Origin of the sequence: Cryobacterium flavum (assembly GCF_900103805.1) — a bacterium.
Classification (GTDB): Bacteria; Actinomycetota; Actinomycetes; order Actinomycetales; family Microbacteriaceae; genus Cryobacterium; species Cryobacterium flavum.
The window spans coordinates 304,237-323,859 of sequence record NZ_FNIB01000004.1 but is presented as its reverse complement, the minus strand read 5'-3'; the positions used below and the strand labels follow the sequence as shown (position 1 = coordinate 323,859).

The window sequence follows — 19,623 nt, the reverse complement described above, 5'->3', positions numbered from 1 at the left end:
ATATCGTGATCGTACGCCCTGCGCGGTGCCCATCGGCCACGCGATCAGCGTACTTTCAGCAGGGTCAGGTCGGTTCGGGCGGGCTCAGCGCCTCATCGGTGATGCCGATGAACTGGCTGCCGATGCCGTCACACTCGGTGCGGCCAAAACCGGCGGCCGGTTCGGGCAACTCATCGAAGCCGTGGTTGGAGCAGCTGATGTAGGTGAACGTCGGCCACCATTTCTTGGGGCGAACAGCTTCGGTGTACCCGCAGATCGTGCAGGTCAGCTGCGCCCAGACGGGCTTTTTGCCGGTGCGATTGGCTCGCGACTGCACCAGCCAGGCCGGCGGTTCGGCCTCTAGTTTGGCGAGCTGGCCCTCGCTGAGGCGTGAGGGAATTCCGTGGCGTGCCGCCATTTCCAACGGTATGTCCAGGCGCAGTGCTACTTCTCGTCGCGTAATCATCTTTGGACAACGATAGGCGCTCGGCTGGGCCCGCGCAGCATCCGCTCCCCCCTGCGGATCCGATTTCGACCGGTATGGGACAATGGCGAAATGTCTACACCCCTCTCCTCGCCCGGACTGCCCGCATCCCCGCTGGGACTGCTTCTTGACGTCGACGGTCCGATTGCGAGCCCGATCACGCGCACCATCGCAACGCCGAGCATCCTGACCGATCTGATCACCCTCGCGGCCGGACACGTGCCGATCGCGTTCATCACGGGCCGGTCAGCCGATTTTATTCGCGCGCAGGTTGTCGCGCCGCTCGTCGCGGCCGGGCTGCCGGATTCCTTTCGCATGTACGGCGTCTGCGAGAAGGGCGCGGTGTGGTTTCCGATCGGGGTGGAAGGCATGGGAGACGTGGTCATCGATCAGAGTGTTGCCCTGCCGACCGCGGTCATCGACGAGGTGCGCCAGCTCGTCGCCGACTCGTTCTCGGCCGAGATGTTCTTTGATGAGACCAAGCAGGCGATGATCTCGGTCGAACAACGTACGGACGTGAGCCACGCGAATTATCTCGCCCGCCAATCCGGCTTCAACGAGGCCGCTTTTGCCCTCCTGGTGAAACACGGGCTCGGCGTTCGCTTCGACGATCGAGAGTCGCCAGACCAATCCGGTCAGGTTCCGTTTCGGCTGGATGCCACCATCATCTCCACCGACATCGAGTCGGTCACACTCGACAAAGACCATGCCGCCAAGCGAGCCCTCGCCTACTTTGCCGAGACCGGGCCGTTGCCCCGACTCTGGCGGTCGGTGGGCGATTCCCGCAGCGACTATCGCATGGCCGATCACCTGCACGAGGCCGGCTACGACGTGTCCCACGTTGACGTGCGGCCGTCCGACGGCATTTTGGACCGGCCTTATCCGGTGATCGTGATCGGCGACCAGATCCACGATGAAGCCGGGGCGACGTTTCTGCGCTACTGGGTCGAGAAGCTGGCCCTGCCCGCCTAAGTATTCACAAAACGGATGCCGTTTTGCAGGGTACTGCGCAGCTCGAACACTTTCTCGAAGCTGCCGCGTTCCATGCCGGCCAGTCCCTCGCGGAGCACGCCAACCACGCGCGACCGCGGGATGATGATGATCATCGGCCGTCTGCCGCGCTTCGGCAGTGAGACCGGTTCGTCGAGCGCACCATCGGGGAGAACGACGATGAGCGCGGTGAAGCGCACCTTGAGCGCTCGGCTGATGGAGCGAGCGGCGTCCTCGAACTGGTGGATCGGGCTATCCTCCTCCGGTACTTCTTCGCCGACCAGTTCGCCGCGGCGCAACTGCACCGCGCCGCCCCAGTCTTCGGAGAGCAGGCCGAACAGTCCGGCCGGGCCGAGGATGATGTGGTCGAGTTTGTCGGTCTGGCCGCCGGTGTCGATGTCATGCCAGGCGGTGAAACCGATACCGAGATTGGCCACGAGCTGGGCCGTGGCCTCCTCAGCCAGGGCCTTGGCCAGGCAGTGCCGCACGAATTTCGGGGCACTGCGAATCAACGCGGGGGCGTACGGGTCGTCAATGACCGTGCCTCGGCCGGCCCATTCGCGTACTAGATCGAGGTATCTCAGGCGAGCCTGGCCGCCTGGGTGACCGTGCATGCGGGTTTTCAGGCTGGACTTGGTGGCCGGGCCGCGGGCGGACGGGGCGGCGTAGGCATCCGCTGGAGCGGTCGGGTCTGCATCACCGAAGCGGCGGCGATCGTAGGCGGCCCGGTTCTCGGGGCTGCCGATACGTTCCCAGGCGAGCTGTACGGCATGGAATTTGGTGGCACTTCCGCCGACGTCGGGGTGGGTCTGGCGCAGCAGCAGCCGATAGGCGCGACGCAACTCATCCTCGGTCGCGGTCGGACTCACTCCCAGGACCTCGTAGGGGGTGGATGCGGCCGGGCTGTCTTGCATCCTGGGCGGGACCTTTCGTGTTCGACGACAATCGATGCGAAGTCGATCGGAAACTTACAATACCGTGCGATTCTGACACCGCGCCGAGGGTGCGCTGTACGGGTGACCGGGCCATTCTGTGCCACGATCAGCCTGTGACCATTTCCCTAGCGTCAGTGCACCGGTACAGCACCCGACTGGTCGTCATGCTCATCGTCGGAGTCGTCGTTGGCCTCGTCGCTGGCGTACCCGGCGATTGGGCCCTTGCGGTGATCCTCGGCTGGGCGGCCGCCTGCGTGACCTACATCGGTTGGGTCTGGATCGTCATCGGGCGACAGGATGCCGCGTCGACGGCCCGCCACGCGACCCGCGAAGACCCCTCGAGGGGAGCGTCGGAATTTCTCATCCTGCTGGCCGGACTCGCGAGCCTCGGCGCCATAGTCGTGTTGCTGCTGGGGACTTCGGCGACCTCGGGGACGCAGCGCGGGCTTCTGGCCGGTGTCGCCATTGCCAGCGTCGCGCTGTCCTGGGTTCTCGTACACACCCTCTTTACGCTGCGCTACGCCTCCCTGTATTACAGCGACTCCCCCGGCGGCATTGACTTCAATCAGACCGAACCGCCAGGGTACAGCGACTTCGCCTACCTGGCATTCACCATCGGCATGACCTATCAGGTGTCAGACACGAGCATTCAGAGCCACGCGCTGCGGATGACGACGCTGCGGCACGCGCTACTGTCGTTTCCGTTCGGATCAGTGATTCTAGCCACGCTCATCAACCTGGTGGCTGGCTTACTGCACTGAACCGGCAGCGACCGTGGTTTAGTTGCGTAATAGGTGGAACGGGATCGCCATGGCGAGGGCCACACACAGGATTCCGCCGATAAAAATCGGCACCATCAGCGAGGTGACCGAGAAGGCCAGGCCGAACAGCCAAAAACCGAAGACGAAGATCGCAAACGCGACGACGAAGGCGACAATGTTCATGGGTGTTCCTTTCAGGGCAGCGCCCGCGCAATTGTGCAGCCACTGATGTGAACGTACTGAGTATTCGTACTGATTCGAGCGTACCGGTTAGGGCAGAGCGCAATTACACCGAATCGTTGTCGACCGGCTCGATCAATTCGGGGCCGTTACCCGATATCGGCGCAACCTGGTAGAAGTTGAGTGATTCCACCACCTCGCGGGAGGCCGCCACGGCGGCATCGACCAGGGTCTGATCGCCCTCGGTGGCGGGATCCAGCCACTGGTCCCACCACTCCTCCGGTAGGGCGACGGGGGCGCGGTCATGGATCTGCGCGAGCGGGCCCCGCGCATCCGTTGTCAAAATAGTCGCGGACAGCACCCACCGCGCCGGATCGGTGTCAGCGGCAGCCGGATTCTTCCACCAGGAATACAGGCCGGCGAATGCGAGCGGCAGGCCATCGTCGGAGTGAATGAAATAGGGAGTTTTCACGGTGCCCTCGGTGTGCCACTCGAAGTAGCCGGTCGCCGGAACCAGGGCACGCCGCGACTTGACGCTGGTCTTGAACGTCGGTTTCTCGGCGGCGGTTTCTGCCCGAGCGTTGAAGGTGGGAAATTTCGACGTCGGTTCGGTCGCAAAAGACGGGATCAGCGACCAGCGTGCCGATTCCAGCCGGCGCACGGCCGGGTCGGTGCGTTTGGACTCGAGCACGATCGGGATCTGCTCGGTCGGCCGGATATTCCACGACGGCTCAGGAAGATTTTCCCCCTCATGCTCGACATCGAACATGGCAGCCAGATCCGGCGCCGTATCGGTAATGATGAATCGACCACACATGCCTTCAGAATACCGCGTCATGCCGGAGCGGAGAGCGTCGTCGACTAGCGTCGATGCCATGGACGATCGATACAGTGCAGACGTGCTCTCCTCCGGCTGGCGCGACGCCGGCCGCATTATCATTCCGACCCAGGAAGCCATCCGTGACCTGGTGGTGGAGGAGGTCGCCACCGGGTTCTGCGGTGCCGTCATCCGCGTGGAGAAGAAGATCGTCACCCTGGAGGATCGGCACGGCAAGCTGAGACTGTTTCCGCTCGGTTCCGGCTTTCTGATTGACGGTCGCCCCGTCACCCTAATTGCTCCGACGATGGCCGCGGCCCTGGGCCGAGTGCGCACCGCCTCGGGCTCGACCGCTGTGCCGGATGCCCCGGCCCGGGTCGCTCGCGCCAGCCGCATCTTCGTCGAGGGCCGGCACGATGCCGAACTGGTCGAAAAGGTCTGGGGTGCCGACCTGCGGATCGAGGGAGTGGTCGTTGAGTGCATTGAGGGTGTCGATAACCTCGACGAGATCCTTCGAGAATTTCGTCCGGGGTCCGGGCGTCGGGTGGGCGTGCTGGTGGATCACCTCGTGCCGGGCTCGAAGGAGAGCCGCATCGCGGAAGCCGTGGCGCGCGGCCCGTATGCGGCGAGCGTGCTGGTGGTGGGGCATCCGTTCGTCGACGTCTGGCAATCGGTGAAGCCGGCCCGGGTGGGCCTCACGGTGTGGCCCGATATTCCGCGCAGCATTGAGTGGAAGCACGGTATCTGCGACGCGCTCGGTTGGCCGCACGAGGAGCAGGCTGACATAGCCAGGGCCTGGCAGCGCATTCTCGGCCAGGTGCGCACGTTTGCCGACCTGGAACCGCAACTTCTCGGCCGAGTGGAACATCTGATCGACTTTGTGACAGCCGAATGACACGCCGGGATTAGTTTTTCGGAATGCTCCCGGAGCGCTGACTACCAGTGGTAGACCCGGAGTTCACCCGTTTTTTCCGGTAAACGTAACGCTTTCGTGTTAAAAAGGCAGGGAATTCCGAAACCATCCAGACATGTGGGCTAGTGTTGGACTCGAAGTTGTAGTGCTTGCACGTCTTAAACGCATTGATCGTGATTCATCTGGATCGCAGTTAGTGCGCCACATTCCTTTCGGAAGCGGACGACGAATACCGCGACGAACGGTCCCGACAGTCGGGGCCGGTCTAACACTCCTGGAGGAGTTTTACAAATGGCAACAGGTACCGTGAAATGGTTCAACGCTGAAAAGGGCTTCGGCTTTATCGCACCCGACGACGGAAGCGCCGATGTTTTCGCGCACTACTCCGCGATCGCGTCGAATGGCTACAAGTCCCTCGATGAGAACCAGAAGGTCGAGTTCGAGGTAACCCAGGGCCCCAAGGGTCCTCAGGCCGAGAACATCCGCGCCCTCTAAATAGAGCTTGCGAAGAACGCCTTCCGCTTCGGCGGGGGGCGTTCTTGTTTTAACCGGATACGGGGCCGGGCAGCTGCTGCGACCTGCCGCCCGTTACTTCACCAGGTCCTGCCAGCCGTCGCCGTCGACATACTCAAAGATGAGGTTGGTCTCGGTGTGGGCGACCGCCGGATGTTCCGCGAGGTGCTCGAGCACGAAGTCCCGCAGGTGGGACGCATCCGCTGCGGCCACGTGCAGCAGGTAGTCGTCGGCACCCGCGGTGTGGAACAACCCGATCACGCCGGGCCAGTGCGGGGCCGCGTTCCGAAAGTCGTCGATCTGCACGCGAGCGTGCTTGGCCAGCCGCACCGAGATGAGAGCCTGCAAGCTGGCACCGAGGGCAGCCAGGTCAATATTGGCCCGATAGCCACGAATGTGGCCGAGCTGCTGCAGACGACGCAGGCGCAGCGACACGGTGGACTCGGCAACGCCGATTTCACTGGCCAGGGCTGCCCCGGAAGCCCTGGCATTGACCGACAGGGCGCGCAACAGCGCGCGGTCAACCCGATCGAGTTCTGGCTTCTTCGATTCCATCAACAGACTCCCTTATTACTAAGGAGTTTATGCGATTCCTGTCTTGGAATTGCAAGGGTCTGCAGGCTGACTTGCGCGACCGCACAGAATCTGTTTCTGTGAGGGCATGCTGCCACCGATGTCACATATTGAAACCCTCGCCGTGCATGCCGGAATGGACGGCCTCACCGAGGCGGGCGTTCACGTTCCCGGTATCGACCTGTCCACCACTAATCCGCTGCGCGGTGTGGAATCCGGCGGTGAGTCGTACGAGAATCTCGCGACCGGCGGAACCCCGGAACCCGGGGACTCAGCCGTGTACCAGCGGCTCTGGCAGCCCGGCGTCGCCCGTTTCGAAAGCGCCCTCGCAGCGTTGGAGCGGGCGGAGGGCACGGTGGCCTTCGCCACCGGAATGGCCGCTCTCACCGCGACCCTGATCGCCACGGTCACTGCCGGAAAACCGCACATCGTGGCCCTGCGACCACTGTATGGCGGGACCGATCATGTCCTGGCCAGCGGGCTGCTCAGAACGACCGTCACCTGGACAGATCTGGCCGGAGTGACCGCCGCCATCCGCTCGGATACCGGCCTGGTCATTCTGGAGACACCGGCCAACCCGACCCTCGAACTGACCGATATTCGGGCGGTCGTCGACGCGGCCGGAGACGTGCCGGTACTGGTCGACAACACCTTCGCGACGCCCGTACTGCAGCGTCCGATCGAGTCGGGAGCAACCCTGGTGCTGCACAGCGCGACCAAATTTCTCGGCGGACACGGCGACGCGATGGGCGGGACGGTCTCCGGGTCCGAGGAGTGGATGGTGCGCCTGCGGCAGGTGCGGGCGCTCACCGGCGGCCTGCTGACCCCGTTCAATGCCTACCTCCTGCATCGCGGTTTGCGCACCCTCCCGGTGCGGGTACACGCCCAGCAGGCGACGGCGGCGGAAGTGGCGACTCGGCTGGCCGGACACCCGGCCCTGGTGCGGGTGCTCTACCCCGGGCTCCCCGGCCAGGACCCGCAGGGACTGATCGGGCGGCAGTGCTCGGGCGCCGGATCGCTCCTCGCCCTGGATCTCGGCGGCTACGCGGCGGCCCTGCGTTTCACCGAGGCGCTCGGCCTGATCACCCACGCCGTGTCGCTCGGCGGCGTCGATTCCCTGGTGCAGCATCCGGCGTCGCTCACCCACCGACCGGTCGCGCCCGACGCCCGGCCCCCCGGCGGGATCGTGCGCATCTCCATTGGGCTGGAGCACGTCGATGACCTCATGGACGACATTCTGACCGCCCTGCTGGTGGCCCGGGTGCCGGTGGGCGCGAGCAACACCTACGGTGCGGCCATCTAGATCGGCGCAGCAGCCGCGTGACTAGCTGCGGCCGAGGCGGCGGCGCAGCAGGTCGATGCGCATCTGCAGCTGGGTGACGCTGGCCTGGGCGACGGCGGGCCCGCCACAGATGCGCCGCATCTCGGCGTGGATCATGCCGTGCGGTTCATTGGCGAGCTTCGACCACATGCCGACCAGGCTTGACAACAGCGTGCGCTGTTCCTTGAGTGTGCGGTACAGGGGCGGCGGCTCGAGCGGGGCGATTTCACCGGTCACCGGGTCTTTGCGTTTGTCGGTTGACCGTTTGGACTGTCGGGATTGGCGCTGCCGCAGCAGCTCGGAGACCTGCTCGGGCTCGAGCAGACCCGGAATGCCGATGAAGTCGAACTCCTCGTCGGTGCCCGGCTCGGCCAGCTCACCGAATTCGTCACCGTCGAACATGACCATGTCGAAGGTGGCCTGGGAATCGAGGGCCTGCCAGGTGAAATCGTCCAAGCCGAGGTCATCAGACGCTTTCTCCTCCTTGTTGGCCGCGGCGACCATGGCGTCTTCGGGGTTGTACATTCCATCGTCGCCGTCCTCCCGATTGCTGCGGTCGAGGGCATGGTCGCGTTCCAGTTCGAGCGCGTTCGCAAGGCTGAGCAGCCCGGGAACGTTCGGCAGAAAAATGGATGCCGTCTCACCGCGTCGCCGCGCCCGCACGAACCGGCCGATCGCCTGGGCGAAGTACAGCGGCGTGGCCGCGCTCGTCGCGTAGACGCCGACGGCGAGGCGCGGAACGTCGACGCCCTCCGACACCATGCGCACAGCGACCATCCAGCGGCGGGTGTTCTTGGAGAACTCGTCGATGCGGTCGCTGGCCTCCTTCTCGTCGGAGAGCACGATGGTGACCGGCTCGCCACAGATGTCCTCGAGGATGACGGCGTAGGCACGTGCGGTGGTCTGGTCGGTGGCGATAACGAGACCACCGGCATCCGGTATGCCGTGTCGCACTTCGGTCAAGCGAGAGTTGGCCGCGCGCAGCACGGACGGAATCCACTGGCCGCTCGGCTCGAGCGCGGTGCGCCAGGCCTGGCTGGTGATGTCCTTGGTGTTGCCCTCGCCGAGCTTCGCTTCCATCTCGTCGCCGGCCCTGGTACGCCACTTCATGTGCCCGGCGTAGACCATGAACATCACCGGACGAACGACGCCGTCGGCCAGGGCGCGGCCGTAGCCGTAGGCGTAGTCGCTCTGCGACATGCGGATGCCGTGTTTATCGGGCAGGTAGCTGACGAACGGGATCGGTGACGTGTCAGAGCGGAACGGGGTTCCGGTGAGGGAGAGTCGCCGGGTGGCCGGCCCGAACGCCTCGCGGATGGCGTCGCCCCAGCTGAGGGCGTCTCCCCCGTGGTGGATTTCGTCGAGAATGACGAGGGTGCGGCTGGATTCGGTGAGCTGCTTGTGCAGGGCGGCCCGGGCGGCAACCTGCGCGTAGGTCACGACGACGCCGTGGTAGTGGCTGCCGTAGCTGCGGTCAGCGTTCTTGAACATGGGATCCAGACGGATGCCCGCGCGCGCCGCGGCATCCGCCCACTGGTTCTTGAGATGCTCAGTCGGCGCCACGACGGTGATGCGATCGATGGTGCGCCGGGATCGAAGTTCGGCAGCGAGTCGCAGGGCAAACGTGGTCTTGCCGGCACCCGGCGTGGCTGCGGCCAGAAAATCGCGCGGTTCGTGCACGAAATAGGCTTCCAGTGCTTCGGCCTGCCAGGCGCGCAGCTTGCCTGCGGTGCCCCAGGCCGCGCGTTCGGGGAAGGACGGCGACAGGTGTTCGGCTGCACTCGTTCCCTGTGCGGGACCGAAAACGGATGGAGTATTCACTTCCGACAAATCTACCAAAGCCCACCGACGTTCGCGTCCGCACTCAGGTTCGACGAGCGCGACAATGTTCAGACACAATGGTCTGATGACGAAGCAACAGCATCCATGGTCGCGCTACGTCGCGCTCGGCGATTCATTTACCGAGGGCATCGGCGATCCGGAACAGCAGAGCCCCGGCGGGCACCGAGGCTGGGCCGACCGGGTCGCCGAGATTCTCAGCGACGGCACGGAGGACTTCGCTTACGCCAACCTCGCCGTGCGCGGCAAACTGATTCGGCAGATTGCGGATGAGCAGATCGAGCCGGCTCTGGCGCTGCGCCCCGATCTGATCACCATCTCGGCCGGCGGCAACGACGTAATTCGCCCGGGAACCGACCCGGACGCCATCGCGGCGCGCTGTGACGACGCTATTTCCCGGTTGACCAGCGACGGCGCGACTGTCGTGCTGTTCACCGGCGCCGATGTGGGCTTCTCCCCCGTGTTTCGCAGTATCCGCGGCAAGGTCGCCATCTATAACGAAAACATTCGCGCGGTCGCCACGAAGTACGACTGCATCGTGGCCGACATGTGGCAGCTCACCGAGATTCAGGACCCACGCATGTGGGCACCCGACCGGTTGCACCTGAACGCGCTCGGGCACCACACGGTCGCTCGTATGGTATTGCAGACCCTCAACGTGAAGAATTCTCTTGCACCGAGCGAACCCGAGCCGATGCCGGGCACCACCTGGCGTCAGGCTCGCACGGAAGACCTCGCCTGGGCCAGGGAATACCTCGTTCCGTGGGTGCTGCGCCGGGTGCGCCACCAGTCCTCCGGCGACCACGTGCTGCCCAAGCGGCCCGACGCCGGCCCGTTCACGCTCCCCCCGGTCTGAGCGCCCGGGTCAGCCGGCGGCGAGTTTGCCGGGGTGCCCCATGCGCCAGGCCGGACCGGGATCGGCCAGAGTCTGGTGGAGTTCGAGCGGCACCGATACGGTCGTCGGCGTTGCCCCACCGATCGTGAACGACACCGTACCGACCTCGTCCCCGGCCCGGCCGAGCTGCACATCCTCTGCCGTCACCCCTCCGGTGATCGGCGAGTCCGACCAGACCAGCACGGATGCTGCCCGCTCGGCCACGATGTCGCTCTCGTCACCCCACTGGGTCGTATAACTGCCGAACACGGCGCCTTCCTCGGCGAGGATGACGTCGTGAAAACCGGGTTGCACGCTCTCGATCAGCGCGGCGATCGCCGAGTTGAGTTCGGAGTGCGTGTCACCGCCGAGCACCACCCCGACCAGGGTGACCGTGCTGGTGCCGACGGTGAAGTCGGTTGAGAATAACAGGCAGGCGCCGGCGACATCCGTTGTCCCGGTCTTGATACCGTCGACGCCATCGCGCCCCAGCAGCTTGTTGGTGTTGGTGATGGTTCCGATGACCGGCAAGACCGCCGAGGGGAGGGCCACGATTTCGGCGAGGGCGGGGTGGCCGACGACGAGTTTGCCGATCTCGACGAGGTCGGCCGGGCTGCTCACGCTCGACGTGGACAGGCCGCTGGTGTCGGTCACACTGGTCTGGGTCAGGGCGTTGGCGGCGAGCCAGGTCTTCGCTGCCGCCAGGTAGCCGTCGATCGATCCGAAGGCCCATACCGCGAGGGAGGCCGCGTAATTGTTGGCCGATGGCAGCAGCATCGCTTCGAAGGACTCGCGCTGGGTGAGCACCATTCCGGAGACGACCGGAGCGACCGAGCCGTTCTCGGCGATCACGTCGTAGTAGATGTCCACGTCGGCATCGGTGAACGTGATGTCCGGCCCGGCCTCGCTGGCTCCGAGCGGTTTCGCGTCCAGGATGACGAGGGCGGTGACCATTTTGGTGATGCTCGCGATCGGTACCGTGTCCTGAGCGCCGCTCGAGGCCAGAACGCCCGGGAAGCCGACCGCACCGATGGCGCTCTCGCCAAAAGCCGGCCAGGTCGGGGCAGCTACCGGCTGGGTGAGCGCTGCCGGTTGAACGAGATCGGCTGCGCTCGCCGGTACGGGGGCCAGGTTGGTGGCACCGACGTAGCCGATACCGCCCACGACTACGAGGAGAATGCTGAAGACGGCGAGCCTGCGGCGCCGGAGGAGGACACGCCGGGAGGGAGACATCCGTTCAGCCTAACTTCTTCGCTGGGTGAAACCGGTCCGGTCGCCCCCGGTGTTCACGCACGAACGCGCAGGGCGTAGAGTGCGACCGCGCTTGCCGAGGCGACGTTGAGCGAGTCGACGCCGTGCAGCATGGGAATTGTCACGACCGTGTCGGCGGCGGCCAGCGCGTGCTGGCTGAGCCCGTCGCCCTCGGCGCCGAGGATGATGGCGAGCCGTTCGGGTGTCGTCTCGGCGAACACGTCGAGCGGGACCGCGTTGTCCGCTAGCGCCAGTGCTGCCAGGCGGAAGCCGGCGGCGTGCAGCAGCGGGGTGGCCACGCTCCACTCCGGCAGTCGGGTCCACGGGACCTGCAGCACAGTGCCCATGCTCACGCGCACGCTGCGTCGATACAGTGGATCGGCACAGCGCGGCGTGATCAGCACGGCGTCGGCGCCGAGCCCGGCCACCGAACGAAAGATGGCACCGACGTTGGTGTGGTCGACGATGTCCTCGAGAATCACGATTCGGCGGGCCGTCTTGATCAGTGCTTCGACCGGTTGCAGTGCCGGCCGGTGCATGGCGGCGAGGGCTCCGCGGTGCAGGTTGTAGCCGGTGAGCTGCTCGAGCACGCTGGCCTCACCCACGTAGACGGGCACGTCAGGCCAGTCGGCCAGAAGCCGCTCGGCGTCGGGCATCCACTGTTCCTGAATCAGCAACGACCGTGGTCGGTGTCCGGCGTTCAACGCCCGGGCGATCACCTTGGGTGACTCAGCGATATACAGGCCGCCGGCCGGTTCGAGAACACGCCGGAGGGCGACATCGGTCAAACGCGAATAGTCGGCGAGACCCGGGCTGGACAGGTCGGTGATGCGGGTGATCTGCACGAAGAAGTGCCTTCCGAGATGAGTGGTTGAGCTCAAGCCTGACAGGTGGGTAGTCAAACCGGAAAACAGACGAGTTTAGACTCAAGGGACGGGCAGCTGTTTCTGCTCGCCCTGGTACGAAAGGAGCGCCGATGACCGCCGATTCGGCCCAGCCCAGCGACACGGCTGCGCACGGCACAGCAGCGGACGGCACGGTGTTGGTCGACGCGCTTGAGCCCGCTGACGCCCCCGACACCGCCGCAGCGCTGGCCTCCGCTCTCGCGCTCGATTCGGAACGGGCAGTGGATGCTGTCGCCGCTCTGCTGCGCGGCAAACGCGCCGCCGTTCTCACCGGCGCCGGCCTCAGTACCGATTCCGGAATTCCGGACTATCGCGGCGCGGGCGCACCGACGCGAACCCCGATGAACTTTCAGACCTTCGTCGCCAATGAACGGTCCCGCAAACGCTACTGGGCCGGCAGCCACCTGGGCTGGAGGGTGTTTCACCAGGCCGAACCGAACCTGGGACACCGCTCGCTCGTTCAGCTTGAGAGCGCCGGCGCCATTGCCGGAGTGATCACCCAGAATGTCGACGGCCTGCACACCCGCGCCGGTTCACGCCATGTGGTCGAGTTGCACGGTTCCCTCGACCGGGTGATCTGTCTGGCCTGCGGTCAGGCCTTCGGCCGTGACAGCATCGCGGCGCGGCTGGAAAAGGACAACCCCGTACTCCGCGACCCGGAGAGCATTCGGATCGCTCCCGACGGCGATGCCGATGTGGGGAATATCGACGACTTCGTGGTTCCGGCGTGCACGGTTTGCGGGGGAATGCTCAAGCCGAACGTCGTGTTCTTCGGCGAACTCGTTCCGACGGAAACGTTTCTGGAGGCATCCGCTTTGATCCAGAGCGCTGACGCCCTCATCGTGGCCGGGTCCTCGCTGGCGGTGAATTCCGGCATCCGCTTGGTCGAACAGGCACGCCGGCGCAAGCTGCCGATCATCGTCATCAACCGTGGCGTGACCAAGGGTGACGGGCGTGCCCTGCACAAGCTCGAGGCCGGTACCTCGGAAACCCTCGCCGCACTCGCCGAACGTCTGCTGGGCTGACCGCGCGTGTCTGCCCAGCGAAGTCCCGATCCGTCGGGTGAATCCGCGACGACCACGTTCTCGATCGTGCGGCATGGCCAGACGGACTGGAACCTGCATCACCGCATCCAGGGCAGCACGGATATCCCCCTCAACGCGACCGGGCGAGCCGAGGCCGCTGCTGCTGCCGAGCGGTTGCAGTCGCGGCGCTGGGACGCCATCGTGAGCAGCCCGCTCCTTCGCGCTTCTGAGTCCGCCCACATCATCGCGGCCGAGCTCGGACTGAGCGAACCACTCATCGTTCCCGCCCTCACCGAACGCCACCACGGGGCCATCGAAGGGCTCACCTTCGCCGAGCGTCAGCATCGCTTTCCCGATGGTGTCGTTGTTCCGGGATTAGAGACTCGGCGCGATGTCGTTGATCGGGTGCTCGCCGCCCTCGCGACCCTGGCGGCCGGGCGAGCCGGGCAGCGTGTGCTCGTGCTCAGCCACGGCGGCATCATCGGCACGCTGTTGCGCCATGTCACCGAGGGTGAGCGACCCCGGCACGGCGAATTCATCGCGAACGGGTCCGTGCACGATTTTCGGTGGCAGAACGACCAGCTGCTGCTGACCCACTTCGACGCGACCACCCGGTCTCCCGGCGACCGCGGTGAGGCCGCAGCCTCCCCGGTGCTCTGACCTGTTCCTAACCGCACGGATGCCACGTGTCACGCTGGACTTGCGCCAGTGCGCGGGAGAACAGGTCTGGCCACAACTCCAGCGCTACGCGAGACGCTCGACCTGCGCCGCTGCGCGCGGGTTGCGCCTCCCGCGCAACTGCGCAGCTCCCGTGCGGCGTGAAATGCAGCTACGGAGTAGTCGGAACGGTTCCCTCGAGCACGTCGAGCAGGGTACGGGCCGACGCCGCCCAGGTAAAGCGGGCCGCCTGTTCGATCGACAGCGCGGAGCGCGTTGCCCACTCCCCCGGCTCCGCGAGATTCCGAACGGCCGCAGTAATGGCATCGGCACTGCGCGGGTCGAAGTACAGCGCCGCGTCGCCGCCGATCTCGCGAAAGATCGGAATGTCACTGACCACGACGGGGATACCCAAACTCATCGCCTCGACCAGGGGAATACCGAAGCCCTCATCGAGCGACGCGGTGACGAGGGCGGTAGCCGAGCGCACCAGGGCGTGGTAATCCTCATCGGTCACCCCGTCGTGAAAGAGCAGCCGGGCTTGCGGAGCCAGGCGGGTCAGCCGGTTTCGCTCGGTCGCCGACACCCGGCTGAGCAGGTGCAGTTCGTACTCGGGCAGGTCGGCCAGGGCCAGCACGAGAGTGTCGAGGTTCTTGTACGGCATGAAGGAGCCCATATAGATCAGGCGGGTGGTTTCCGCGATGCTCCGATGACTCGGGATGCCCGGAACGGTGTCGGCGGCGTTCGGCACCACGGTGACCGGACGCCGGGTGAGATGGTGCTCATTGATCAGTGAACGGGTGGTCTCGGACACCGTCACGATGCCGTCGGCGCCGTTCAGCAGCATCCGTTGTGGCCACCAGGAGAGGTGGTAGACCCGCCAGAGCAGCCTGATAAACGGCGACAGGTCACGCGGGGGCGTGCGATTGCGATAGTAGATAAGGTCGTGCACGGTCAGGAATAACCGGTACTTGCGGCCCCAGGAACCCATAGTCTGCATCGGGCTGAACACGACGTCGGGCTTCAGCCGGTTGACCGACAGCGCGACGAGTGGTTCGAGCAGGCTGGTCGGGGCGCGCACCAGCTGCCACGGCAGCGCAGGCAACATGTCGAGTTGACGATGGTCGCTGATGAGCATCATGAGCGGATGCAGGCGGCCCAGTTCGGTCACAAGCCCCGCCGTGTAGCGGCTGATGCCGTCGTGGTGGTCGAAGCGAACGTAACGGCAGTCGACGACAATTCTCATAGCGCCAGCTCCTCAGCCATGAATTTCCGGATGAACAGTGCGGCCGGTTGTGGCTGTTCGTAGTGGATGAGGTGCCCGACGTTGTTGATAACCCGCAACCTGGCATTGGGAAAGAGCGTCTGCAGTCGATATTGCGCCGCGAGTGGCGTGATGTCGTCCTTGTCGGCCGCGATCAGCAGAGTCGGCTGAAGGATGCGGGCAGCGAACTCGCTCACGTCGTGACTGACCGAGGCCGTGAACGCATTCATGACGACCCGGCGGTTGGCAAAGGCACTGAAATAGCGGTCGTGCTGATTGTGGATCCAGCGACGCAGAGCCGGATCGTGCGTCTTGGCCATGCTGACACTCATGATGCGCACGATGGCACGGTTCTGCAAGAGCGCGTAGCCCCAGCGCTCCGGCAATTTCGCCGCTGCCCAGTAGTAGAACACAGCAAGCCGGGTCAGCACTCCGCGCGGCCCCGACAGGGCCGGCGCGGCGATCGGATTGACCAGGATGATCTCGTCGGCGGTCAGCCCCGCTGCGGCTGCCGCCGCGACCACAATCGAACCGAAAGAATGGCCCAGTACCACTAGCCGCCCGGTCGGGGCGAGCACGCCGAGGAATTCCTCGAGCCAGCGGGCATACGCCGCGAGGGAATGAACCCCGTCGTGGAGCGGGGCCGAGTCGCCGAAACCCGGCAGGTCGGGTGCCAGGATGCGCAGCGCCGGCGAGTGTGGGTCGCCGCTGAGCAACTCGGCCACGACCAGCTGCAGACCGTGGTGGTCGCCACGAAAGCCATGCACCAGCACGAGCGTTGTGGGCGCGGTGGGGTCGCCGTAGTCCCAGTACCGCGTGTCACTGCTCTGCCCGTCGGTGCCGGGAACGGATGCGGTGCGCGCGAGTACCGGGAGGCTCTGCAGACGCTTGTCGTAGGGAGAAGAAACGATCATCGGCCCTAGTTTAGGCGCGTGACTTACGCAAGGCTGGACGTGCACCGGGATGGTCGATCTAGACTCTAGCCACCACTTGCATCGAGAGAGCCCTTTGCCGGGACGGAAGGAAAGCCGTGAGCTTTACCGCACCCATTCAGTTGCCCGGTTTGGCCCTCGATCCGCGGTGGTATCGCCGCGCCGTCTTCTACGAGGTGATGGTGCGTTCGTTTGTCGACAGCAATGCCGACGGCTCCGGCGATCTGTCCGGCCTGGTGTCGAAGCTTGATTACCTGCAATGGCTGGGAATCGACGCCCTGTGGATTCCGCCGTTCTTCAATTCCCCGCTGAAAGACGGCGGCTACGACGTTTCCGATTACCGAACCATTCTTCCGGAATTCGGCACCCTCGAGGAGTTCAAGGACCTCGTCACCAAAGCGCACGAACGCAATATGCGCATCGTGATCGATTTTCCGCTCAATCACACCTCCGACCAGCACGAGTGGTTTCAGCAGTCCCGCGAGAATCCCGACGGGCCGTACGGGGACTTCTACGTCTGGAGCGACACCGACGAGCGGTACCCGAATATTCGCATCATCTTCACCGACACTGAAGAATCGAACTGGGCCTTCGATCCGGTGCGGCGCCAGTTCTTCTTCCACCGGTTCTTCTCGCACCAGCCCGACCTCAACTTCGAACTCCCGGCCGTGCAGGATGCCATCTTCGATGTCATTCGCTTCTGGCTCGATCTCGGTGTCGACGGCTTTCGGCTGGACGCGATCCCGTACCTGTTTGAATCCGAGGAGGGCAACGGCGAGGGCGAACCGCCGACGCACGAATTCGTCAAGCGGCTCCGCGCCATGGTCGATCGTGAATATCCCGGCCGGGTCATGATCGCCGAGGCCAATCAGTGGCCGCGCGAAGTCGCCGCTTTCTTCGGCACCGAGGACGAACCGGAATGCCATATGGCGTTCGACTTTCCGGTGATGCCGCGCATCTTCTATTCCCTGCGCTCGCAGCAGGCCAACGAACTCGTGCGGGTGCTCTCCGAGACCACCGACATTCCCGACGGCGCCGGCTGGGGCGTGTTTCTCCGCAACCACGACGAGCTCACCCTTGAAATGGTCAGCGAGGAATACCGGCAGGCCATGTACGGCTGGTACGCCTACGACCCACGGATGCGCGCCAATATCGGCATTCGCAGGCGGCTGGCACCGTTGCTCGACAACTCGCGCGCCGAACTGGAGCTCGCCCACGCCCTGTTGTTCGCCCTACCCGGCAGCCCGTTTCTGTACTACGGCGACGAGATCGGCATGGGCGACAACATCTGGCTTCCCGACCGGGACAGTTCCCGTACACCGATGCAGTGGACCCCCGACCGCAACGCCGGCTTTTCCGATGCCGACCCGGGCAAACTGTTCCTGCCAATCGTGCAGTCTCTCGTCTACAACTTCACGCAGACCAACGTGGAATCCCAGCTGGCCCAGTCCGGTTCGCTGCTGCACTGGATTCGCAATGTCATCCACGTGCGCAAGGCCCATCCCACCTTTGGACTCGGCAAGATTCGTGTTCTCAAGACCACCCACGAATCGGTCCTCGTGTTCACCCGCAGCTACGCCGGCTCGGGCTCCATGTTCGGCGACCAGCCGGAAACGGTGATGTGCGTGTTCAGCTTCTCGCACAACCCGGTCGCCTTTACCATCGAGGATGTCGACATGGCCGGAACCCGGCTGTACGACCTGTTCGGCGGTGCGGTGTTTCCCAGCTTCAACGAGGAAGGTTCGCTCACACTCACCCTCGGCGCCCAGAGCTTCTATTGGTTGCACTGCGGCTGAGGGCGTGGGTCATTCGGCATCGTGACGAACTTCGCGTGAACTGTCATTGTCGCGCTCGCGCGCGCGACGTAGGCTTGGTATAAGCAATCTGTCGCAAACGCTCTGGAGGCCGGTCGTGGCTGAATGGTCTAGTTCAGAAGGCGGAGTCGAGGACAGAGCCCTGTGCGCCCATTTTCTTGACCTTTTACCCGTGAATGGTGCTGCTGTCTCTGTTTTCGGCGGTGCGGTGCCCGAATCGATCGTGTGTGCCACCGATCGCCTCGCTGCTCGCCTCGACGAGCTGCAGTTCGATCTCGGGGAAGGTCCCCGTTGGGAGGCGGCTCGCACCCGGCTGCCCGTTTTGGAGCCTCGAGTACGTGAGGCGGAGCATCCGCTGTGGCCGGTTTTTCACACCGCGCTGATGGAGACGACGGTCGAGGCCCTGTACGTTTTCCCGCTCACTCTCGGAGCGCTCAACGTCGGTATCGTCGAGCTGTACAGCACGACAGCAGGAGTACTGGATCGCGCGGACCGCGCCAAGGCGCTGGTCCTGGCCACCGAGACCGCCTGGAACCTGCTCGACCACTTGCTGCGGGTGCAGTCGGCCGAAGCAGGCGAAACTTCCGTGACGTCAACGGCATCCCAGGCCTCCACGGGGTCGCCCCTGTCGCGACGGGAAATTCATCAGGCCACCGGCATGGTGCTGGTGCAGATGAACGTCACACCGACGGATGCCCTGTTGCTGCTTCGCGCGCACGCCTTCGCCCACGGAACAACGGTGCGCGCCGTCGCGGGAGACGTGGTCGCAAGGCGGTTGCAATTCAGCCAGGAATCTGACTAGGTAAAAACTGACGACATACCACAAAAGGTCATAGGATTTCTTCATGGTCACTATGAATCGCGCCTCACTGGTGAGCGCCGCCTTCGTGAAGTTGACGGACACCCTCGTGGGCGAATATGACGTTCTCGAAGTACTGCACACACTGGTCGAGGAGTGCGTAGAACTGCTCGACGCGACCGCGGCCGGGCTCCTGCTCGCCGATCCGAGCGGGGAACTCCAAGTCGTTGCCTCCACGAGCGAGGAAAGCTATCTCGTCGAGGTTCTCCAACAGCAAGCTGGCGCCGGTCCCTGTGTGGACTGCTATCTCACCGGCAAGGTCGTCACCCTCGGTGACATCGCCGCCTTCAGCAAGACGTACCCGGATTTCGTGGCTGCCGCGCTGTCGCAGGGGTTTCATTCGGTGCATGCCATTCCGATGCGGGTACGAAACCGGACCATCGGCGCCCTCAACCTGTTCCGCGAGGTCACCGGCGACGTCACCCCCGAGGACGCCGCGATCGGGCAGGCCATGGCCGATGTCGCGACCATCAGCATCCTGCAGGAACGCACGGTGCGCGAGGACGCCGTCGTCAACGAGCAATTGATGGGGGCGCTAAACAGTCGCATTTTGATTGAGCAGGCCAAGGGCGTCATCGCGCAGATCAGCACGGTTGACATGGACGAAGCCTTCAAGCGTCTCCGAGCGGATGCTCGGGCCCGCAACCAGACAATGCGTGAGAGCGCTGAGAACGTCATCAATCGGCGTATTCAACTCTGATTTCGCGCGCGGGACCCCGCCGTTCCTCACAGCACGG

At 64.7% G+C, this 19,623-nt stretch carries 21 protein-coding genes; 11 read left to right on the top strand and 10 right to left on the bottom strand.

What is annotated here, in order from left to right; all coding sequences use genetic code 11:
- Positions 1 to 64 precede the first annotated feature (64 nt).
- Positions 65 to 445: a hypothetical protein gene (locus BLS91_RS07745; RefSeq protein WP_092340146.1), complete on the bottom strand. Its 381-nt coding sequence runs from the start codon at positions 443 to 445 to the stop codon at positions 65 to 67.
- 90 nt (positions 446 to 535) lie between these two features.
- On the opposite strand from BLS91_RS07745, the gene BLS91_RS07740 reads away from it, so the two are divergent.
- A complete protein-coding gene (locus BLS91_RS07740; protein ID WP_092340145.1) occupies positions 536 to 1,435 on the top strand; it encodes a hypothetical protein in 900 nt (299 codons plus the stop codon).
- On the opposite strand, the gene BLS91_RS07735 is transcribed toward BLS91_RS07740, so the two are convergent.
- Positions 1,432 to 2,367, bottom strand: a complete 936-nt coding sequence (locus tag BLS91_RS07735; RefSeq protein ID WP_092340144.1) for a DnaJ domain-containing protein — start codon at positions 2,365 to 2,367, stop codon at positions 1,432 to 1,434. The genes BLS91_RS07740 and BLS91_RS07735 overlap by 4 nt on opposite strands.
- 134 nt (positions 2,368 to 2,501) lie before the next feature.
- On the opposite strand from BLS91_RS07735, the gene BLS91_RS07730 reads away from it, so the two are divergent.
- Complete coding sequence (locus tag BLS91_RS07730) at positions 2,502 to 3,149, top strand: DUF1345 domain-containing protein (RefSeq protein ID WP_241983135.1); 648 nt, start codon at positions 2,502 to 2,504, stop codon at positions 3,147 to 3,149.
- A gap of 18 nt (positions 3,150 to 3,167) precedes the next feature.
- Here the strand turns inward: BLS91_RS07730 and BLS91_RS20170 are convergent, their stop codons facing one another.
- Positions 3,168 to 3,332: a hypothetical protein gene (locus BLS91_RS20170; protein WP_167552421.1), complete on the bottom strand. Its 165-nt coding sequence runs from the start codon at positions 3,330 to 3,332 to the stop codon at positions 3,168 to 3,170.
- Between the two features lie 103 nt (positions 3,333 to 3,435).
- Positions 3,436 to 4,206 (bottom strand): SOS response-associated peptidase, encoded by a 771-nt coding sequence (locus BLS91_RS07725; RefSeq protein WP_233197533.1) that lies wholly within the window; start codon positions 4,204 to 4,206, stop codon positions 3,436 to 3,438.
- On the opposite strand from BLS91_RS07725, the gene BLS91_RS07720 reads away from it, so the two are divergent.
- Entirely contained in the window at positions 4,205 to 5,041 is an 837-nt protein-coding gene (locus BLS91_RS07720; RefSeq protein ID WP_092340142.1) for a DUF3097 domain-containing protein, read from the top strand. The two genes, BLS91_RS07725 and BLS91_RS07720, sit on opposite strands and share 2 nt — an antisense overlap.
- 309 nt (positions 5,042 to 5,350) lie before the next feature.
- Positions 5,351 to 5,554, top strand: a complete 204-nt coding sequence (gene cspE, locus BLS91_RS07715; RefSeq protein ID WP_035840308.1) for a transcription antiterminator/RNA stability regulator CspE — start codon at positions 5,351 to 5,353, stop codon at positions 5,552 to 5,554.
- A gap of 93 nt (positions 5,555 to 5,647) precedes the next feature.
- Here cspE and BLS91_RS07710 read toward each other — a convergent pair whose 3' ends face one another.
- Positions 5,648 to 6,127 carry an Lrp/AsnC family transcriptional regulator gene (locus tag BLS91_RS07710; protein WP_092107921.1) on the bottom strand — a complete coding sequence of 160 codons (480 nt, stop codon included), beginning with the start codon at positions 6,125 to 6,127 and terminating at the stop codon, positions 5,648 to 5,650.
- A gap of 118 nt (positions 6,128 to 6,245) precedes the next feature.
- On the opposite strand from BLS91_RS07710, the gene BLS91_RS07705 reads away from it, so the two are divergent.
- Positions 6,246 to 7,448 carry a trans-sulfuration enzyme family protein gene (locus tag BLS91_RS07705; protein WP_198412812.1) on the top strand — a complete coding sequence of 401 codons (1,203 nt, stop codon included), beginning with the start codon at positions 6,246 to 6,248 and terminating at the stop codon, positions 7,446 to 7,448.
- Positions 7,449 to 7,469: 21 nt separating this feature from the next.
- Here the strand turns inward: BLS91_RS07705 and BLS91_RS07700 are convergent, their stop codons facing one another.
- Positions 7,470 to 9,287: a DEAD/DEAH box helicase gene (locus tag BLS91_RS07700; protein ID WP_092340139.1), complete on the bottom strand. Its 1,818-nt coding sequence runs from the start codon at positions 9,285 to 9,287 to the stop codon at positions 7,470 to 7,472.
- 85 nt (positions 9,288 to 9,372) lie between these two features.
- On the opposite strand from BLS91_RS07700, the gene BLS91_RS07695 reads away from it, so the two are divergent.
- Entirely contained in the window at positions 9,373 to 10,161 is a 789-nt protein-coding gene (locus BLS91_RS07695; protein ID WP_092340138.1) for an SGNH/GDSL hydrolase family protein, read from the top strand.
- 9 nt (positions 10,162 to 10,170) lie between these two features.
- Here BLS91_RS07695 and BLS91_RS07690 read toward each other — a convergent pair whose 3' ends face one another.
- Both BLS91_RS07690 and BLS91_RS07685 read right to left on the bottom strand, forming a co-directional pair.
- Positions 10,171 to 11,412 (bottom strand): D-alanyl-D-alanine carboxypeptidase family protein, encoded by a 1,242-nt coding sequence (locus tag BLS91_RS07690; protein WP_092340137.1) that lies wholly within the window; start codon positions 11,410 to 11,412, stop codon positions 10,171 to 10,173.
- Positions 11,413 to 11,465: 53 nt separating this feature from the next.
- Positions 11,466 to 12,275, bottom strand: a complete 810-nt coding sequence (locus BLS91_RS07685) for a TrmH family RNA methyltransferase (RefSeq protein WP_092340136.1) — start codon at positions 12,273 to 12,275, stop codon at positions 11,466 to 11,468.
- A 131-nt stretch (positions 12,276 to 12,406) separates the two neighbouring features.
- On the opposite strand from BLS91_RS07685, the gene BLS91_RS07680 reads away from it, so the two are divergent.
- Positions 12,407 to 13,360: a Sir2 family NAD-dependent protein deacetylase gene (locus tag BLS91_RS07680; RefSeq protein WP_092340135.1), complete on the top strand. Its 954-nt coding sequence runs from the start codon at positions 12,407 to 12,409 to the stop codon at positions 13,358 to 13,360.
- A gap of 6 nt (positions 13,361 to 13,366) precedes the next feature.
- Positions 13,367 to 14,020: a histidine phosphatase family protein gene (locus BLS91_RS07675; RefSeq protein ID WP_092340134.1), complete on the top strand. Its 654-nt coding sequence runs from the start codon at positions 13,367 to 13,369 to the stop codon at positions 14,018 to 14,020.
- Between the two features lie 169 nt (positions 14,021 to 14,189).
- On the opposite strand, the gene BLS91_RS07670 is transcribed toward BLS91_RS07675, so the two are convergent.
- Both BLS91_RS07670 and BLS91_RS07665 read right to left on the bottom strand, forming a co-directional pair.
- Positions 14,190 to 15,263, bottom strand: coding sequence for a glycosyltransferase family 4 protein (locus BLS91_RS07670; RefSeq protein WP_092340133.1), 1,074 nt, complete (start codon positions 15,261 to 15,263; stop codon positions 14,190 to 14,192).
- The gene (locus BLS91_RS07665) at positions 15,260 to 16,195 is read right to left on the bottom strand and encodes an alpha/beta fold hydrolase (protein WP_092340132.1); all 936 of its coding nucleotides are present in this window, start codon (positions 16,193 to 16,195) and stop codon (positions 15,260 to 15,262) included. The genes BLS91_RS07670 and BLS91_RS07665 overlap by 4 nt, the downstream gene beginning before the upstream one ends.
- A gap of 116 nt (positions 16,196 to 16,311) precedes the next feature.
- Here BLS91_RS07665 and treS point away from each other — a divergent pair, with 116 nt between their 5' ends.
- The 3 genes from treS to BLS91_RS07650 all read left to right on the top strand — a co-directional run bounded on the left by treS (position 16,312) and on the right by BLS91_RS07650 (position 19,586).
- Positions 16,312 to 18,009 carry a maltose alpha-D-glucosyltransferase gene (treS, locus tag BLS91_RS07660; protein ID WP_092340131.1) on the top strand — a complete coding sequence of 566 codons (1,698 nt, stop codon included), beginning with the start codon at positions 16,312 to 16,314 and terminating at the stop codon, positions 18,007 to 18,009.
- A gap of 190 nt (positions 18,010 to 18,199) precedes the next feature.
- On the top strand, positions 18,200 to 18,829 hold the full coding sequence (locus BLS91_RS07655) for a GAF and ANTAR domain-containing protein (protein WP_244288009.1): 630 nt from the start codon (positions 18,200 to 18,202) through the stop codon (positions 18,827 to 18,829).
- Between the two features lie 43 nt (positions 18,830 to 18,872).
- The gene (locus BLS91_RS07650; RefSeq protein ID WP_092340129.1) at positions 18,873 to 19,586 is read left to right on the top strand and encodes a GAF and ANTAR domain-containing protein; all 714 of its coding nucleotides are present in this window, start codon (positions 18,873 to 18,875) and stop codon (positions 19,584 to 19,586) included.
- The last annotated feature ends 37 nt before the right edge of the window (positions 19,587 to 19,623 follow it).

What these genes read in the sequence shown, in the direction of transcription:
- cspE (WP_035840308.1), top strand. Translation starts at nt 5,351, where the DNA reads ATGGCAACAGGTACCGTGAAATGGTTCAACGCTGAAAAGGGCTTCGGC.
- BLS91_RS07745 (WP_092340146.1), bottom strand. Translation starts at nt 445, where the DNA reads ATGATTACGCGACGAGAAGTAGCACTGCGCCTGGACATACCGTTGGAA.
- BLS91_RS07695 (WP_092340138.1), top strand. Translation starts at nt 9,373, where the DNA reads ATGACGAAGCAACAGCATCCATGGTCGCGCTACGTCGCGCTCGGCGAT.
- BLS91_RS07670 (WP_092340133.1), bottom strand. Translation starts at nt 15,263, where the DNA reads ATGAGAATTGTCGTCGACTGCCGTTACGTTCGCTTCGACCACCACGAC.
- BLS91_RS07705 (WP_198412812.1), top strand. Translation starts at nt 6,246, where the DNA reads ATGTCACATATTGAAACCCTCGCCGTGCATGCCGGAATGGACGGCCTC.
- BLS91_RS07740 (WP_092340145.1), top strand. Translation starts at nt 536, where the DNA reads ATGTCTACACCCCTCTCCTCGCCCGGACTGCCCGCATCCCCGCTGGGA.
- BLS91_RS07720 (WP_092340142.1), top strand. Translation starts at nt 4,205, where the DNA reads ATGGACGATCGATACAGTGCAGACGTGCTCTCCTCCGGCTGGCGCGAC.
- BLS91_RS07680 (WP_092340135.1), top strand. Translation starts at nt 12,407, where the DNA reads ATGACCGCCGATTCGGCCCAGCCCAGCGACACGGCTGCGCACGGCACA.
- BLS91_RS07725 (WP_233197533.1), bottom strand. Translation starts at nt 4,206, where the DNA reads ATGGCATCGACGCTAGTCGACGACGCTCTCCGCTCCGGCATGACGCGG.
- BLS91_RS07650 (WP_092340129.1), top strand. Translation starts at nt 18,873, where the DNA reads ATGGTCACTATGAATCGCGCCTCACTGGTGAGCGCCGCCTTCGTGAAG.
- BLS91_RS07665 (WP_092340132.1), bottom strand. Translation starts at nt 16,195, where the DNA reads ATGATCGTTTCTTCTCCCTACGACAAGCGTCTGCAGAGCCTCCCGGTA.
- BLS91_RS07735 (WP_092340144.1), bottom strand. Translation starts at nt 2,367, where the DNA reads ATGCAAGACAGCCCGGCCGCATCCACCCCCTACGAGGTCCTGGGAGTG.
- BLS91_RS07710 (WP_092107921.1), bottom strand. Translation starts at nt 6,127, where the DNA reads ATGGAATCGAAGAAGCCAGAACTCGATCGGGTTGACCGCGCGCTGTTG.
- BLS91_RS07690 (WP_092340137.1), bottom strand. Translation starts at nt 11,412, where the DNA reads ATGTCTCCCTCCCGGCGTGTCCTCCTCCGGCGCCGCAGGCTCGCCGTC.
- BLS91_RS20170 (WP_167552421.1), bottom strand. Translation starts at nt 3,332, where the DNA reads ATGAACATTGTCGCCTTCGTCGTCGCGTTTGCGATCTTCGTCTTCGGT.